This is a genomic window from Oleiphilus sp. HI0086 (assembly GCF_001635225.1).
The window spans coordinates 1-451 of the sequence record NZ_LWFZ01000322.1 but is presented as its reverse complement, the minus strand read 5'-3'; the positions used below and the strand labels follow the sequence as shown (position 1 = coordinate 451).

General features: G+C 45.5%; 1 protein-coding gene. It reads left to right on the top strand.

The genetic code is table 11. From position 1 onward, the window contains the following. Positions 1–4: 4 nt before the first annotated feature. Positions 5–451, top strand: a 447-nt coding sequence (gene tsaB, locus A3756_RS04035) for a tRNA (adenosine(37)-N6)-threonylcarbamoyltransferase complex dimerization subunit type 1 TsaB (RefSeq protein ID WP_068552967.1), incomplete at its 3' end; no start/stop codon positions are given.

The following is a 451-nucleotide window of genomic DNA, read 5'->3' as shown; positions in this document are numbered from 1 at the left end:
AACAATGTATCAGGTGTGCGAAAAAGCCCCTCGAAGTCATACTCAGTTAATTTTACCTATGGTGAAAGACTGTTTGGGCCACGGTAAGTTAAAAGCTAAAAATCTGGATGCGCTTGCTTTTGGTTGTGGGCCAGGTTCGTTCACGGGTATTCGTATCGCGACTGGTATCGCGCAAGGCTTGGCCTACGGAAGTGACTGTCATATCTATGCCATATCTAATATCCAAGCTCTAGCCCTACAAAGCTATTTGAAGTACGGTATTTCTCAAGTGCTTGTAGCAATTGATGCACGTATGGATGAGGTGTATTGGGCTTGCTGCAAAGTGGAGAAACAGAGCAACGGGAACGAGGATCCTTATTATCGGGTGGAGACTTTGGGTATTGAAAATGTGACTAAACCTGAATTAGTGAGCTTGCCTGACGCGATCACGGATGGGCCTATTATTGGTGTC